Source organism: Burkholderia sp. MSMB1588 (assembly GCF_001546925.1).
GTDB lineage: Bacteria > Pseudomonadota > Gammaproteobacteria > Burkholderiales > Burkholderiaceae > Burkholderia > Burkholderia humptydooensis.
Genome location: NZ_CM003770.1, coordinates 44,889 through 59,969 on the forward strand (window position 1 = coordinate 44,889; position 15,081 = coordinate 59,969).

A 15,081-nucleotide genomic window follows, 5' to 3' on the forward strand; every position below is an offset into this window, starting at 1 on the left:
AAGATGCTGTTGCTGAACCCCGGTCCCGTCACGCTGACGGAGCGCGTGCGCAAGAGCCTGCTGCAGCCGGACCTCTGCCATCGCGAAAGCGAGTTCTTCGATTTGCAGGACGAGGCGCGCGCGCGGCTTGTCGCCGCGTACGCGCTCGATCCGGCCGAGTGGAGCGCGGTGCTGATGACGGGCTCCGGCACGGCCGCGGTCGAGAGCATGATCGCCGCGCTCGTGCCGGAAAACGGCAAGCTGCTCGTGATCGAGAACGGCGTGTACGGCGAGCGGATCACGCAGATCGCGACGCAGTACCGGATCGCGCACGACGTGCTGAAACATGACTGGATGCAGGCGCCGGATCTCGCGCGCGTCGCCGGGAAGCTCGACGCGGATCGCGCGATCACGCACGTCGCGGTGATCCATCACGAAACGACGACGGGCCGCCTGAACGACCTCGCCGCGCTCGCCGCCGTGTGCCGCGCGCGCGGCGTGCGGCTGCTCGTCGACGGCGTGAGCAGCTTCGGCGCGGAGGCGATCGATTTCGCGGGCGGCGACATCGACGCGGTCGCCGCGACCGCGAACAAGTGCCTGCACGGCGTGCCGGGCGCGGCGTTCGTGATCGTGCGCCGCCGCGCGCTCGCCTCGGCCGAGAGCCGCACGTATTACCTCGATCTCGGCCGGCTCGCGAAGCTGCAGGACGCGCGCAACACGCCGTTCACGCCGTCGGTGCACGCGTACTACGCGCTCGTCGAGGCGCTGCGCGAGTTCGACGAAGCGGGCGGCTGGCGCGCGCGCCACGCGCGCTACGCGGCGCTCGCCGAGCAGGTGCGCGCGGGCCTCGCCGCGCGCGGGATGCCGCTCGTGCTGCCGGACGGCGAATCGTCGGTCGTGCTGCGCGCGTACCGGCTGCCCGCCGGCGTCACGTACGAGCAACTGCACGACGGCCTCAAGGCGCGCGGCTTCGTGATCTATGCGGGTCAGGGCGGGCTGTCGAGCGCGTTGTTCCGCGTGTCGACGATGGGCGCGATCGAGCCCGCGGACGTCGAACGGCTGCTCGACGGATTCACGGCGCTCACGCGCTGACGCGCCTCCGTCGCCGGGCGGCGCCTCGCTCGAACCCCGCGGCACCGCTTTTTTCGCGAGCGGTTCCGCGCCGCGCGGTGCCGGCTGTCGCGCCAGGCATCGATGACGGCCGGCCCGCGTGCGAACGATCCGCGGCACTGCGTGCTCACCGCGATGGACAGCGCATCATGCTTAGGTTAGCGTAACGATCGATCCCGCCGCGGCGCGCATCGCGTGCGGCGGTCAGCGTTTTCGCCCACTCCGCTGTTTCATGACGTCGACCTTACAATCCCGCCTGCCCGGCTTCGCCCGCAACGCGTTGCGTCCGGTGCTCGATCCCTATCGCCGCTATCGGCACGCGAAACTGATCCATGCGGCGCGCGTCGCGCTGAGCGTGCTCGCCTCGATCGCGCTGACGACCGGCCTGCACGTTCCGCACGGCGAATGGGCGACGATCACGGTGCTGATCGTGATCGGCGGGCTCCAGCATCACGGCAACATCCGCAAGAAGGCCGCCGAGCGCGCGCTCGGCACGCTGATCGGCGCGATCGCCGGCCTGTCGCTGATCCTGCTGCAAACCACCGTGCATCTGTCGCCGCTCACGTTTCTCGTGATGAGCGTCGCGTGCGGCGTCTGCGCGTATCACGCGATCGGCAAGGCCGGCTACATCGCGCTCCTGTCCGCGATCACGATGGTGATCGTCGCCGGCCACGGCGACAACGAGATCGCCGACGGCCTCTGGCGCGCGGTCAACGTGCTGGTCGGCATCGTGATCGCGCTCGCGTTCTCGTTCGCGCTGCCGCTGTACGCAACCTACTCGTGGCGCTACAAGCTCGCCGACGCGCTGCGCGGCTGCGCGGCCGTCCACGCGCGGATCGCGGGCGAGCGCTACGTGAGCGACAACGAGCACCTGAAGGACATGGCGAAGCTCAACGCGCTGCTCGTGCAGCTCCGTTCGCTGATGCCGTCGGTATCGAAGGAGATCTCCGTGTCGATGCCGCAGCTCGAGGCGATCCAGCGCGGCCTGCGGCTGTGCATGAGCTCGCTCGAGATCCTGTCGAACCTGCAACCCGGCGAGGACGACGAAGCAGGCAGACGCTTCGTCCAGATCCAGATGAAGGCGGACAACCGGCGGGTCCAGGAAATGCTCGTCGGCGCCGGGCGCGCGCTGAAGTTCGGCACGCCGAGCCGGCTCGGGCCGCCGCACCGGCAGGCCATGCCGGCCGGCGAGCAGGTGCCGCCCACGCACTTGTCCGGCTACGTCTCGCTGACGGCGAAGCTCTCGCACGAGATCGAGCAGCTCAGGCAGCGTCTGCACGACACCGCGCCGCAATGGAATATCTGAGCGCGCCGTCACCGCCGCGGCGCGCCCGATCAGGCGTCCGAGCACGAAGCACACGCCGATCGCGCCGCTGAACAGGCCGAGCTGCGCGCTCGTGTAATGGAAACGCGTTTGCAGCAGCAGCATGATCGTCTGCAGATGGAGACCGTGCCGACCTGCATCAGAAAGAACACGGCCGACAGAAACGCGACGCTCGAATGGATCGCCGCCTGATGGATCGCGCGCAGCGGCATCAACGGATCGACGCGCAAGCGGCCGTCTCGCGCGGCGGCTCGGGCACGTGCCGCGCGTGCTCGCCGCGCATCCGTTCATCCGCGTGCTCGGCCTCTTCGACGCTCGAGCGATTGCGCCTCCTCGACGCGAAGCGCTCGAGCGTCGATGCGCCCGATCGACGCCGCGATCGGCACGAGCCATTGGCGGCCGGTCTATGAGCTGCTGCGCGCCGGCGGGCTTCGATCTGCATGCGCTCTATCCCGCCGCGCGGCCCGTGCCCGCGAAGACGCGGATGATGCTGTCGATGCTCGGCAGGCATTTGCCGGAGGCGATCGTGCGATGAGGCGGCGAGGCGGTTTCGGCGCGCGGCGTTACGAAACGCCGCGAGTGAATACCGAGCATCCGAGCGCCCGAGCGCCCGAGCATCACGACCGTCGAAAATCCGGGTTGACCGACATCCGCCTCATAACGTATCGTTTTGATACGTTATATTGCCGGGTACGCCGCCCATGCATTCCCGTTTCGACCGCTTCAGAACCACCCCGCTCGGACAGCAGCTCGCAGCGTTGATCGAGCAGCCGGAGCGTTACATCGAATTCGCCGCGCTGTCGCGCGTCGGCGTTGCCGCGATCGCCGCCGTCGCCGACGAAATCGCGCGGAAATTCCCCGAGATCGAGCACGATACGACCGCCAGGCAGTTTTGCGGCGCGATGGTCGCCGACGTGATGCGCCGCCACGGTCACGAGGTCGTTCAAGCGCGGGGGCGCGTCGGCGGCGCGTTGTTCAGCTACGGCGCGGTATTCGGCCCGCAGCCGAATCGGCCGCCGTTCGCGGAAGTCGTCGGCCTGCTCGCACGGATGCCGGCGGCACTCGCCGATGCGATCGCACGCATTCCAGCCGAACAGCGTGCGCAACGGCCGCCCGGGACCGGCTTCGCGCTCGTCGAACACGCATGCCACCTGCGCGACCTCGATGCGATCTTCGCCGAGCGGATTCGCGCGGTCCGGACCACGCCTCTGCCGGCGATCGAATCGGTCGACGGCACGGCGCTTGCCGAGCAGCGCGGCTATCTGCGGGAGAATCTCGACGAAGCCGTTCGCGCATTCCGCGAGTCGCGACAACGCCTGTGCGCGTCGCTGCGAAAGCTGCGGCCGGATCAACTGACGCGCTGCGGCATCCGCGACGGCGTGCGACGAATGACGCTCGAAGAACTCGTGCGCGAGTGGCTCGACCACGATCGCACGCATTGCCTCGAACTCGACGAACTCCGTGCGGAGCTGAACCAGGCCGCCGCGCCTCATCGGCATCGGGAACGCTCATGAACGCCTCGCCGCCCGTCGTCTTCGTCCACGGATTCATCGGCCGCCTCGGCATGCATGGCAGCGCGTCGCAGCGCACCGCGCCCGATCTGCTCGGTTACGGCGAGCATCGCGCCGCGCCGCCCGAATCGATCACGCTCGGCGCACAAGTCGAGCATCTGCGCGCGTTCGTCGATGCGCATGCCGGCGGGACGCCCGTCGACATGGTCGGGCACTCGGTCGGCGGCGCGATCGCCATGCTGTTCGCGCACGCCCATCCGGCACGCGTTCGGCGCATCGTCAACGTCGAAGGCAATTTCACGCTGGCCGACGCGTTTTGGTCGGCGTCGGTCGGCCGGATGAGCGAGCCCGACGCGCAAGCGATGCTCGACGGCTTTCGCGCCGATCCGCTCGGATGGCTCGGCGGCGCGGTCGATGCGCCCACGCCCGCGATGCGGGAGACGGCGATCCGCTGGCTCAATCATCAGCCGGCGTCGACGCTTCGCGCGATGGGGCGATCGGTCGTCGAAACGACCGGCGACACCGGCTATCTCGCTGCGCTCGCGCAGGTGTTCGAACGCCATCCGGTGCATTTGATCGCAGGCGAACGCTCGCGCGCCGGATGGAACGCGCCGGATTGGGCGCTCGCGCAATGCGCAGGCCACCACGTCATCGACGGTTGCGGCCATCTGATGATGATCGAGCGGCCCGATGCGTTCTCGACATTGATCGATCGATGTCTCGCGTCCTGACGGTCGCGACGTCACGCCACGCGCCGCCGCTCGCGACGAATGTCCGTTCGCCGCTCGATGCGCGGAATTCGCCACGGACGTTCAGTTCGTCACGCGCATTCCTTCGGATTGCTGACCGCGCATTCGCGCATTTCATCGCCTGCGACGCCGGCAATGTCATGCCGCCCGCGGCAAAGAGCGGCGGCAGCGCACCGCGGCGGCCATGAACGCCGCGCTCGATGCGGCGGTGACGACGGCCATCGGTCGCGCGGAGCCATCGGACAGCCCGCTCAGCATCCCGCCGCATGCGGCCGTCATCGCCATCTGAATGAAGAAGAACAATCCGGAAGCGGTGCCCGCGATCTTCGCGAACGGCTGCAGCACCGCAAACTGGCAAGCCGGGATCGAGACGCCGACCGACACCATGACGACGAACATCGGCAACGCGATCGACCAGACGGACGGCGATGCGGCGGAGGTCCAGATCCACAGCGCGGCCGCGCCGCACAGATTGACGACCGCGGCCGACGCGACGATCGCGTCGATTCCGAATCGCCCGCTGGCTCGGCGAAACACGCTCGAACCGATCAGGTAGCCGAGCACGGTGATTCCGAATATCGCCGCATAGACGGCGCCGGATACGTGAAGCGTCCGTTGAAACAGCGCCGACGATTCGGCGATGAACGGAAAATACGTGCAATAGACGAAGCCGATCGCGAGCGAGTAGCGAACGAACCGGCGATCGCGAAGCAGCGACAGGTAAGTCTTCGGCAGGCTCGCATCGCGCTCGCTGCCCATCGCGCGCACGCGCGTCTCCGGCAGGTAGCGATGCACCATCAGCGCGGCCGCCGCCCCGCCGAACGCGAGCAATGCGAAGACGCCGCGCCAGCCGAGCCAATGCGCGACGCATTGCCCGGCAAGCGGCGCGACGACGGGCGACAACGCCATGCCCGCCGATATCCGGCTGAGCATCGTCGCCTGCATCGCCGCATCGAAGCGCTCGCGAACGATCGCGCGGCCGATCACGGTGCCGCTGCAGCCGCCCAGCGCCTGGCAGACTCGCGCGACGACGATGGCCGGCATGCTCGTCGCCATCGCGCACGCGACGGTCGCGCCGAAATACACGAGCATGCCGGCGAGCAGCACCGGCCTGCGCCCGTAACGGTCGGACAGCGGGCCGGACACCAGCATCGACAGCGCGTAGCCGACCATGTACATCGTCAGCGTCAGTTGCATCTGCGCGTCGGTGCCGTGAAGCGCGTCCGCCATCGCGGGCAGCGACGGCAGGTACGCGTCGATCGTCGCGCGCGGCAGGCAGACGACGAGCATCAGCAAGCATGGCCAGCCCCAGTCGGGCAGTGTGTTTTTGTCGGTCGCGTTCATTCGGGCAAGGTCCACGCGGCCCGGATCGAATGGCCGCAGGCCAGAATGTAAAGGCGATGTGGTATAAGCCGAAGAACCACTTGATCGAAACCTGAATAGACCACTATGACGCGAGGGAAAACCGCGATCCCGCTCGACCTGCCGCGCCCGCCCGGCTTGTCCGAGCGCTCCGCGCAATCGAAGCAGGACTGCATCGGCGACGCGCTGCGCGACGCCATCTTGCGCAAGCTGTTGCCGGGCGGCAGCCTGCTGCCTTCCACCCGGACGCTCGCCGCGCGATGGGGCGTCGCGCGCGGCACGGTCGAGGCGGCGTTCGACCGCCTCTGCGCGGAAGGCTACATCGCCCGCGCGCACGGCTCGGGCACGCGCGTGAGCGCCGTCGTCCCCGACGACTATCTGGCGCCCGCGCAACGTCCGGCGAAGCACGCGTCCCGTCCGCGCAGCGAGCCGGCCGGCAAGATCGCGCGAAACCGCGCGGCCGAACCGGCTGGTCCGGATGGTCCGGTCCGCGCCGGCGTGCCGTTCGTCGCGCGTCTGGCCGACCCCGCCCTGCTGCCGATGCAAACCTGGAAGCGGCACGTCGGCAAAGGGCTGTCCGAAGCGACGCCGGCCGAGCTCTGCGCGTTACCGCCGCAGGGCGCCGAGCCGCTGCGCGCGCGGATTGCCGACTATCTCGGCCAATATCGCGGCATCGCGTGCAGCGCGGCCGACATCTTCATCACGACCGGCATCCGGCATTCGATCGATCTGATTGCCCGCACGATCGCCGGCAACGAGAGCCGGATCGCGATCGAGGATCCCGGCTATCGAACCGCGCGGCGAATTTTCGAGCTGGCCGGCGCCGAATCGATCTGCGTTCCGGTCGACCCGGAAGGCATCGACACGAACGCGTTGAGCGCGCATCGCCGTGTCGCGGCCGCGTATGTGACGCCCGCGCATCAATCGCCGCTCGGCGTGACGATGTCGGTCTCGCGGCGTCTCGACCTGCTCGACTGGGCGCATGCGCGGCGCGCGTGGGTGATCGAGGACGACTACGACGGCGAATTCGGCTATCAGTCCGCGCCGCTGCCTGCGCTGAAATCGCTCGACGTGCGCGATCGCGTGATCTACTGCGGCTCGTTCAACAAGACGCTTTTTTCGGGAATTCGCGTGGGCTTCATGGTCGTGCCGGCGGCGCTGCGCTCGGCGATGTCGGCGCTCGCGCAAGCCGTCGGGCGCTCGGTCGGCACCACGGAGCAACTCGCGCTGGCGAGCTTCGTCGGCAGCGGCGATTTCGCGAAGCATCTGCGGACGAGCCGCCACGCGTACCTGCAGCGCCGCGATGCGGTGCTCGAGCAGCTTCGCCGGCACGCGCACGGCCAGTACGCGATTTCCGGCGAGCATGCCGGATTTCATTTCGTGCTGTGGCTCGGACACGGAATCGACGAACGCGCGTTCGTCGCGGATGCGGCAAAAGCCGGCCTCGCGCTCGAGCCGCTGCACGCGTTCCGCACGCGCGCGGCGCTGCCCGCGGGCGTCGTCGTCGGCTATTCGGCGTTGAGCGTCGCGCAAGCGCGTTACGCGGGGAAAAAGCTCGGGCAGTTGCTCGCCGGCATGCGGCGCGACGCCGCTGCGCCGCGCACCCTTCGCGCGGATCACGACGCCGGATCGAGCGGCTCCACCGTCACGCCGACGGTCAGCACCTGATCGGCGCCGCCGCCGCGAATGACCCCGCGCAACGGCGTCACGTCCGCGTAATCGCGGCCGACCGACAGCATCACGTAATCGTCGCCGGGCGCGCGATCGTTGGTCGGATCGAGCTGCAGCCAGCCGGCGTCCTCGGGCCAGGCCGGATCGTAGACCTCGACCCACGCATGCGACGCGTCCGCGCCGATCAATCGCGGCTGCCCCGGCGGCGGCTGCGTCAGCAGGTAGCCGCTCACGTAGCGCGCGGCGAGCCCGAGCGAGCGCAGCGCGCCGATCATCACGTGCGCGAAATCCTGGCACACGCCCTGGCGCAGCGCGAGCGCGTCGAGCGCGGTCGTGCCGACGTCGGTACTGTCCGGCGTATACGCGAAATCCGCGTGAATGCGGCGCATCAGCTCCCACGCGGCCTGCACGAGCGGGCGGCCCGGCGTGAAGCTCGCCGCCGCATAGGCGGCGAGATCCGGATGGCATGCGACGTGCGGCGACGCGAACACGAATTCGCTCGCCGGATCGAACGGCCGCCCCGCGCGAAACGTCAGGCACTCGCGCACCACTTCCCACGCGCTCGCGCATCCGTCGCTCGGCGCAGCGATCGCGGGCGGGGGCTCGCCGCGCTTGCCCGCCGACAGCGCGGGCGGCGCGACGCGCACGACGCTGCGGCTGCGCACGAACAATGCTTCGTGCGGCTGATTGAGCGCGAACGACGTGCGCTCGTTGCCGAACGAATCGGTATCGACGACGAGCCCTTCGGCGCGCGGATCGATCTCGAGCGAGAACTCGAGCACGCGCTGCCGCGGCGTCTCGAGCGGCCGCAGACGCGCCTGATGCTGCGCGGATTCGACGCGCGCCGCATAGCGATAGCGCGTGTCGTGCGTGACGCGCAGCAGCGCGCCGCGCGCCGGCTCCGCGCGCACGGCCGCCTTGCGCGCGCGGGCGCCCGTCTTCGCGTTCGCAGGCGATTGCTTCGTCATCCCCATAGCGACCTGCCCGCGTCGCGCACGTGGCTGAAATAGCGCTCGCCGATTCGGTTCGACACATCCCGCGCCGCCTTGCAGCACGCTTGCAGGCGCGCGAGCAGCGCCGCGTGGCGGCCGTCGCCGTCCGTCTCGCACAGCACATGCAGCGGCCAGCCGGCGATGTCCGGAATGCCGTCGGCAAGCTCCGACAGCGCATAGCCTTCGCTGCGCTCGACCTTCGACAGCCGGCCCCGCAGCGCCTGCGCGACCCACGCGAGCGAACGCGGATTGTCGGTATCGAGCACGACGAGCGACAGCAGCGGCGCGACATCGAAGCAGCGCTGGAAGCGCGAGCGGAACGTGATGCCGCTGTCGAACAGCTCGAGCACGAGCTCGAGGCCCTCCTGCTTGTGGATCGCGCCGCCGTCGAACGCGTGGCCGAGCACGTCGCCCAGGAATTCGAGGCGATCGATCTGGCGGCCGATCGACAGCAGGCGCCAGCCGTCGTCGCGCGTCATGTTGTCGGTCTGCGCGCCCGTGATCGCCGAGAGCAGCAGATTCAGCCACTCGAGACGCAGCAGCGCGTCGTTGCCGAGTTGTTCCTCGGGCTCGGCGGCGGCGTCGCCGGCTTCGTCGAACAGTTGCGTCGCGTCGTCGATCAGGCGCCACTGCTCGCGCGACAGCCGCTCGCGTATCGCCGCCGCCGCGCCGCGCATCCCGAACAGGCACGACGCGATCCCCGTCGAGCGATCCGCGCGAGGCGTGAGCGAGAGCGTCAGCGCCTGCTGGAACGCGCGCGGCGCATCGACGGCCGACGGCGCGTCGGCAGGCAGCAGGCCGTTGTCGCGGCACAATGCATCGAGCAGATGCAGGTGGATGGGCGTCTCGACGTCGTCCTCGCCGCGCAGCCGCTCGAGCGCCGCGCGCGCGAGCCGCGTCAAATTCGTCGCGCGCTCGGTATAGCGGCCGAGCCAGAACAGGTTCTCGGCCGCGCGGCTCGCTATCGCGCGCGATCGCTCCTGCAGGTCGTCCGGGCCCAGGTGCGTCTGCAACAGCGTCGTCGGATCGACCGCGCCTTCCGTCATCACCCAGGCATCGACGCTGCTGCCGCCGCGCGGCATCGGCGCGTTGAACAGTTCGTCGCGCGTGCCGACGCGCGCGAGGCCGCCCGGCAGCACGCGCCACGAGAGCGCGCCGTCCGCGAGCGCGAACACGCGCAGCAGCAGCGGCCGCGGCACGATCCGCGCGCCGCCGTCGCCCATGCCCGCGCCCCCCGCCCATGTCGGCGCCAGCGACGGCGGCAGGTCCGCCTGGATCGTGTAGTGCGCGGGCTGCGCGGCGATCCGCGCGCGCCATTCGGCGAGCTGCGGCGGCGCAAGCCGCGCGCCGATCACCGGCTCGAACACGCCGCCCACTTGCACGCTCGCGGGAAATGTCGGCTTCACGATGCTGCGCGCGAGAAGCGGCAGCGCTTCGTCGCACGCCGCCTGCTCGCCGCACCACCACGACGGCACAGCGGGCAGCGACAGCGTCTCGCCGAGCAGGCTCTGCGCGAGGCGCGGCAGGAAGCCGAGAATGCCGGGAGATTCGACGAAGCCCGAGCCCGGCAGGTTCGCGAGCAGCACGTTGCCCGCGCGCACCGCCTGCATCAGCCCCGGCACGCCGAGCAGCGAATCGGGGCGCAGTTCGAGCGGGTCGAGCCATTCGTCGTCGACGCGCCGCAGGATGCCGTGCACCGGCTCGAGCCCGCGCAGCGTCTTCAGATAGACGCGCTGGTCGCGCGCCGTCAGGTCGCCGCCTTCGACGAGCGTGAGGCCCAGGTAGCGCGCGAGATACGCGTGCTCGAAATAGGTCGCCGCGTGCGGGCCCGGCGTCAGCAGCACGATGCGCGAGTTCTTCCGCGCGGGGCTCAGCGCCTGCATGCTCTGCAGCAGTGCGCGATAGCTCGCGGCGAGCCGCTGCACGTGCAGGCCGCGAAACGCGCGCGGGAAGAGCCGCGACACGATCAGCCGGTTCTCCAGAAGATAGCCGAGCCCCGACGGGCCTTGCGTATGCTGCGCCATCATCCGCCACGCGCCGTCCGGCCCGCGCGCGAGATCGAACGCGACGACGTGCAGCCACGTACCGCCCGGCGCGCGCGCGCCGCACATCGGCCGCAGATAGCCCGGATGCCCGGTGACGAGCGCGGGCGGCAGCAGCCCGCGGCGCAGGATCGTCTGTTCTCCGTAGAGATCGGCGAGGATCGCGTTGAGCAGGCGCACGCGCTGCAGCACGCCGCGCTCGATGGCCGCCCAGTCGTCGGGCGCGACGATGAGGGGCAGCAGGTCGAGCGACCACGGCCGCACCGCGCCGCCGCCCGCCGCCCGCTCGTGCGGATGATAGGCGAGCCCGTTCTCGCGCATCCGGCGCTGCAGCGCATCGGCGCGGCGGTCGAGATCGGCGAAGCCGACGCTGCCGAGCTGCGTGAAGAACGCGCGCCACGCGGGCGCGAGCGACGCGCTCGACAGCACGGCCGCGCCGCCGCGCAGTTCGTCGTAGCGGCCCGTGACCGCGGGCGCGGCGAGCGCCGCGCCGAGCTCGGCCGCGTCCTGCTGCGAACCCGTATCGAATAGCGTCTGCATCGCGTCGGCGGTCAGATCGTCGTCGGAGGAAAGTGAAAGCACGATTCGATTTTTCAAAGGCGGCGGCGCCGGGCCGCCGTCGCGTCGCGAACGCCGCGCGCACGCGGCGCGCGCCGCCCGTCGATGTCGAATCCTAACATTCCTGCCCGGTACCATATGCCCGGCACGCCTGGCGCGCTACGTCCGCACGCCGCGCGTCGCGGCGACGCGGGCGCCGTTGCCGCGGCCTTCGACGCGCCCCGCACCCGCACCCGCACGCGCTCGCGCATCCGCTCAGCCACGCCGCAAATCCAGCGTGAACGGGAACTCGCGGCTCGGTGCGGCCGGCTCGACCGTCATCGTGCCCGGCGTATGCCCCATCGACACGAAGCGCGCGAGTCGCCGGCTCTCGGCTTCGTATGCGTTCACCGGGAACGTGTCGTAATTGCGGCCGCCCGGATGCGCGACGTGATACCGGCAGCCGCCGAGCGAGCGCCGCATCCATGTGTCGACGATGTCGAACGTGAGCGGCGCGTGCACGCCGATCGTCGGATGCAGCGCCGACGGCGGCGCCCATGCCTTGTAACGGACGCCCGCGACGTATTCGCCGGCGGTACCCGTCGGCTGCAGCGGCAGCGCGCGGCCGTTGACGGTCACGACGTAGCGGCTGTCGTTCAGCCCGCTCACCTGAACTTCGAGCCGCTCGAGCGACGAATCGACGTAACGCACGGTGCCGCCGATCGCCCCCTCCTCGCCCATCACGTGCCACGGCTCGAGCGCGCCGCGCAGCGCGAGCGCGACGCCGCGCGCCGCGATCCGCCCGAACAGCGGAAAGCGGAATTCGAGGTGCGGCGCGAACCACGCCGGATCGAACGCGAAGCCCGCGTCGCGCATCTCGGTCAGCACGTCGTCGAAATCCATCCCGACGAAGGTCGGAAGCAGGAAGCGATCGTGCAGCGCGGTGCCCCAGCGCGCGAGCGGCGTCGTGTACGGCGCGCGCCAGAAGCGCGCGATCAGCGCGCGCAGCAGCAGTTGCTGAACGATGCTCATCCGCGCGTGCGGCGGCATCTCGAACGCGCGCAGTTCGAGCAGGCCAAGGCGCCCCGTCGCCGAATCCGGCGAATAGAGCTTGTCGATGCAGAATTCGCTGCGATGCGTGTTGCCCGTCACGTCGATCAGCAGATTGCGCAGCACGCGGTCGACGAGCCACGGCGGCATCTCCTCGCCGTGGCGCAGTTTGTTGCGGCGGATCTCGGCGAACGCGACGTCGAGCTCGTGGAGCTGATCGTCGCGTGCCTCGTCGACGCGCGGCGCCTGGCTCGTCGGGCCGATGAACAGGCCCGAGAACAGATAGGACAGCGACGGATGGTTGTGCCAATACGCGATCAGGCTCGCGAGCAGATCGGGACGGCGCAGGAACGGGCTGTCAGCGGGCGTCGCGCCGCCGAGCACGAAGTGATTGCCGCCGCCCGTGCCGACGTGCCGCCCGTCGACCATAAACTTCTCGCTCGACAGCCGCGATCGATACGCGGCGTCGTACAGGAATTCGGTGTGCTGAACGAGCTCGTCGAAATCGTGCGCGGGATGGATGTTCACCTCGATCACGCCGGGATCGGGCGTCACCTGCAGCATCTTCAGCCGCGCGTCGCGCGGCGGCGGATAGCCTTCGAGCACGAGCTTCGCGTCGAGCGACTCGGCGGTGAGCTCGATCGCGGTCAGCAGATCGAGATAGTCGTCGAGCGCCGCGATCGGCGGCATGAACACGTAGAGCACGCCGTTGCGCACCTCGACGCACAGCGCGGTGCGCGTGATCCACGCGGCGGATTCGAAGCGCTGCGGATGACGTGCGGCGTCGGCCGCGCTCACCGCGCCCGCATGCTCGCCGGCGCGCGCCTGCATCACGGTCCGCGCGGGCGCCGCGGCATCGCGCGCGGCCGCGCCCGGATCGCGCGGCACGCCGTAGCCGCCGCCCGCATAGCGGGCGCGCAGTGCGCTCGCGTCGGGCAACGCGTCCTGCGGCGCAAACGGATCGCGCTCGACGAGATACGGATAATCGCCGCGGCTCACCCAGGGCAGCGAATCGAGCGGCAGACGATAGCCCATCGGCGAATCGCCCGGCACGAGATACATCCGCTCGTCGCGGAAGAACCACGGGCCCGTCTCCCAGCGCGGCCCCGCGAGCGCGGGGTTCGGCGCGAGCGGCTTGAGCGGCAGCACGTAGCCGATCACGCTGTCCAACTGCTGCGAAAACACCTTGCGCAGGCGCGCGCGCTCGAGCTCGTCGTCGAGCCGCGCGTCGAACGGATCGACGTTCACGGGCAGCCGCCGCTCGCGCCACAGGTAGTACCAGACGTCTTCGTAGCCTGGCGTCACGTAGTCGCTCGTCAAGCCGAGACGCGCCGCGAGCGCGCGGATGAAGCGCCCGGCGTCCGCGGTCGTGTACGCGGCGGGCTCGCGCTCGTCGGCGAAGCGCGCCGGATCGCGCCAGACGGGCTCGCCGTCCGCGCGCCAGAATACGGACAGCGCCCAGCGCGGCAACTGCTCGCCCGGATACCACTTGCCCTGGCCGAAGTGCAGGAAGCCGCCCGCGCCGTACTCGGCGCGCAGCTTCTGCACGAGCGACGTCGCATAGCCGCGCTTCGTCGGCCCGAGCGCATCCGTGTTCCATTCGGCGCCGTCGCGGTCGTCGATCGACACGAACGTCGGCTCGCCGCCCTGCGTGAGGCGCACGTCGCCCGCGTTCAAATCGGCATCGACCTGCGCGCCGAGCCGCAGCACGCGCTGCCAAGCTTCGTCCGTGTACGGCTTCGTCACGCGCGGCGATTCGTGGATCCGCATCACGCGCATTTCGTGCTCGAACTCGACCTCGCATTCGTCGACGAGCCCCTCGACGGGCGCGGCGCTCGTCGGCTGCGGCGTCGCGGCGAGCGGGATGTGCCCCTCGCCCGCGAGCAGCCCCGACGTCGGGTCGAAGCCGATCCAGCCCGCGCCCGGCAGATACACCTCGCACCATGCATGCAGATCGGTGAAGTCGACCTCGGTGCCGCTCGGGCCGTCGAGCGACTTCACGTCGGGCGTCAGTTGAATCAGATAGCCGGACACGAAGCGCGCGGCAAGGCCGAGATGGCGGCAAAGCTGCACGAGCAGCCAGCCGCTGTCGCGGCACGAGCCCGACGCGAGCGCGAGCGTCTGCCCGGGCGTCTGCACGCCCGGCTCGAGCCGCACGACGTAGCGGACGTCGCGCTGCAGCCGCTGGTTCAGCGCGACGAGGAAGTCGACGGTGCCCGCCGGCGCGCGGTCGATCGATTCGACATACGAACGAAACGCGTCGGACGCGCTCGTGTCGGGATCGCACGCGAGATACGGCGCGAGCTCGCGGCGCAGCGCGCCGCCGTAGTCGAACGGAAAGGTTTGCGCATGCTCTTCGAGGAAGAAGTCGAACGGGTTGTAGACCGACATCTCGGCGACGAGATCGATCGCGATCTCGAACGTGCGCGTGCGCTCGGGAAACACGAGCCGAGCCATGTAGTTCGCGAACGGGTCCTGCTGCCAGTTGACGAAGTGCTGCACAGGATCGACCTTCATCGAATACGAGAGGATCGGCGTGCGGCAATGCGGCGCGGGCCGCAGGCGCACGATCTGCGGCCCGAGATGGACGAGCCGGTCGTAGCGATAGCGGGTGACGTGGTGAAGCGCGACGTGAATGGACATGACGTGGGCCGTTCGGTGCGGTTGCGGGGACGGTCGGGTGCGACGCGCGGCGGCGCGGCGGCATCGCGAGCCACGCGCCGCCGTTGGCCGCGCCGCTGCGCGCGGCGCGCG

The 15,081-nt window shown here is 70.1% G+C and carries 10 protein-coding genes and 1 pseudogene; 6 read left to right on the plus strand and 5 right to left on the minus strand.

Features of this window, described 5'->3' with window-relative positions; genetic code table 11:
* Window positions 1-3 precede the first annotated feature (3 nt).
* Window positions 4-1,071, plus strand: a complete 1,068-nt coding sequence (locus WS92_RS00175) for a 2-aminoethylphosphonate aminotransferase (protein WP_059931539.1) — start codon at window positions 4-6, stop codon at window positions 1,069-1,071.
* 250 nt (window positions 1,072-1,321) lie between these two features.
* The gene (locus WS92_RS00180) at window positions 1,322-2,395 is read left to right on the plus strand and encodes an FUSC family protein (protein ID WP_015602722.1); all 1,074 of its coding nucleotides are present in this window, start codon (window positions 1,322-1,324) and stop codon (window positions 2,393-2,395) included.
* A 42-nt stretch (window positions 2,396-2,437) separates the two neighbouring features.
* Here the strand turns inward: WS92_RS00180 and WS92_RS36190 are convergent.
* Window positions 2,438-2,640 (minus strand): annotated as a pseudogene (locus WS92_RS36190) (MFS transporter); the annotation flags it as partial.
* Between the two features lie 179 nt (window positions 2,641-2,819).
* Here WS92_RS36190 and WS92_RS36930 point away from each other — a divergent pair.
* The 3 genes from WS92_RS36930 to WS92_RS00195 all read left to right on the plus strand — a co-directional run bounded on the left by WS92_RS36930 (window position 2,820) and on the right by WS92_RS00195 (window position 4,655).
* Window positions 2,820-2,948: a hypothetical protein gene (locus WS92_RS36930; protein WP_006029776.1), complete on the plus strand. Its 129-nt coding sequence runs from the start codon at window positions 2,820-2,822 to the stop codon at window positions 2,946-2,948.
* A gap of 166 nt (window positions 2,949-3,114) precedes the next feature.
* On the plus strand, window positions 3,115-3,927 hold the full coding sequence (locus tag WS92_RS00190; RefSeq protein ID WP_015603356.1) for a DinB family protein: 813 nt from the start codon (window positions 3,115-3,117) through the stop codon (window positions 3,925-3,927).
* Window positions 3,924-4,655 (plus strand): alpha/beta fold hydrolase, encoded by a 732-nt coding sequence (locus WS92_RS00195; protein WP_059931537.1) that lies wholly within the window; start codon window positions 3,924-3,926, stop codon window positions 4,653-4,655. The genes WS92_RS00190 and WS92_RS00195 overlap by 4 nt, the downstream gene beginning before the upstream one ends.
* Window positions 4,656-4,811: 156 nt before the next feature.
* Here WS92_RS00195 and WS92_RS00205 read toward each other — a convergent pair whose 3' ends face one another.
* Window positions 4,812-6,017: a multidrug effflux MFS transporter gene (locus WS92_RS00205; RefSeq protein ID WP_059931535.1), complete on the minus strand. Its 1,206-nt coding sequence runs from the start codon at window positions 6,015-6,017 to the stop codon at window positions 4,812-4,814.
* 105 nt (window positions 6,018-6,122) lie between these two features.
* Here WS92_RS00205 and WS92_RS00210 point away from each other — a divergent pair, with 105 nt between their 5' ends.
* Entirely contained in the window at window positions 6,123-7,703 is a 1,581-nt protein-coding gene (locus WS92_RS00210) for a MocR-like pyridoxine biosynthesis transcription factor PdxR (protein WP_059931533.1), read from the plus strand.
* Here WS92_RS00210 and WS92_RS00215 read toward each other — a convergent pair.
* The 3 genes from WS92_RS00215 to WS92_RS00225 form a co-directional block, all read right to left on the minus strand.
* Window positions 7,652-8,680 (minus strand): transglutaminase family protein, encoded by a 1,029-nt coding sequence (locus WS92_RS00215; protein ID WP_059931531.1) that lies wholly within the window; start codon window positions 8,678-8,680, stop codon window positions 7,652-7,654. The two genes, WS92_RS00210 and WS92_RS00215, sit on opposite strands and share 52 nt — an antisense overlap.
* Complete coding sequence (locus tag WS92_RS00220; RefSeq protein WP_231755928.1) at window positions 8,671-11,280, minus strand: circularly permuted type 2 ATP-grasp protein; 2,610 nt, start codon at window positions 11,278-11,280, stop codon at window positions 8,671-8,673. Before WS92_RS00220 ends, WS92_RS00215 begins: the two co-directional genes overlap by 10 nt.
* Window positions 11,281-11,553: 273 nt before the next feature.
* Window positions 11,554-14,970 (minus strand): transglutaminase family protein, encoded by a 3,417-nt coding sequence (locus WS92_RS00225; protein WP_059931527.1) that lies wholly within the window; start codon window positions 14,968-14,970, stop codon window positions 11,554-11,556.
* Between the last annotated feature and the right edge of the window lie 111 nt (window positions 14,971-15,081).

Bases quoted from the DNA above. Each gene is read 5' to 3' on its own strand.
- WS92_RS00175 (WP_059931539.1), top strand. From the start codon at position 4: ATGCTGTTGCTGAACCCCGGTCCCGTCACGCTGACGGAGCGCGTGCGC.
- WS92_RS00180 (WP_015602722.1), top strand. From the start codon at position 1,322: ATGACGTCGACCTTACAATCCCGCCTGCCCGGCTTCGCCCGCAACGCG.
- WS92_RS36930 (WP_006029776.1), top strand. From the start codon at position 2,820: ATGAGCTGCTGCGCGCCGGCGGGCTTCGATCTGCATGCGCTCTATCCC.
- WS92_RS00190 (WP_015603356.1), top strand. From the start codon at position 3,115: ATGCATTCCCGTTTCGACCGCTTCAGAACCACCCCGCTCGGACAGCAG.
- WS92_RS00195 (WP_059931537.1), top strand. From the start codon at position 3,924: ATGAACGCCTCGCCGCCCGTCGTCTTCGTCCACGGATTCATCGGCCGC.
- WS92_RS00205 (WP_059931535.1), bottom strand. From the start codon at position 6,017: ATGAACGCGACCGACAAAAACACACTGCCCGACTGGGGCTGGCCATGC.
- WS92_RS00210 (WP_059931533.1), top strand. From the start codon at position 6,123: ATGACGCGAGGGAAAACCGCGATCCCGCTCGACCTGCCGCGCCCGCCC.
- WS92_RS00215 (WP_059931531.1), bottom strand. From the start codon at position 8,680: ATGGGGATGACGAAGCAATCGCCTGCGAACGCGAAGACGGGCGCCCGC.
- WS92_RS00220 (WP_231755928.1), bottom strand. From the start codon at position 11,280: ATGCAGACGCTATTCGATACGGGTTCGCAGCAGGACGCGGCCGAGCTC.
- WS92_RS00225 (WP_059931527.1), bottom strand. From the start codon at position 14,970: ATGTCCATTCACGTCGCGCTTCACCACGTCACCCGCTATCGCTACGAC.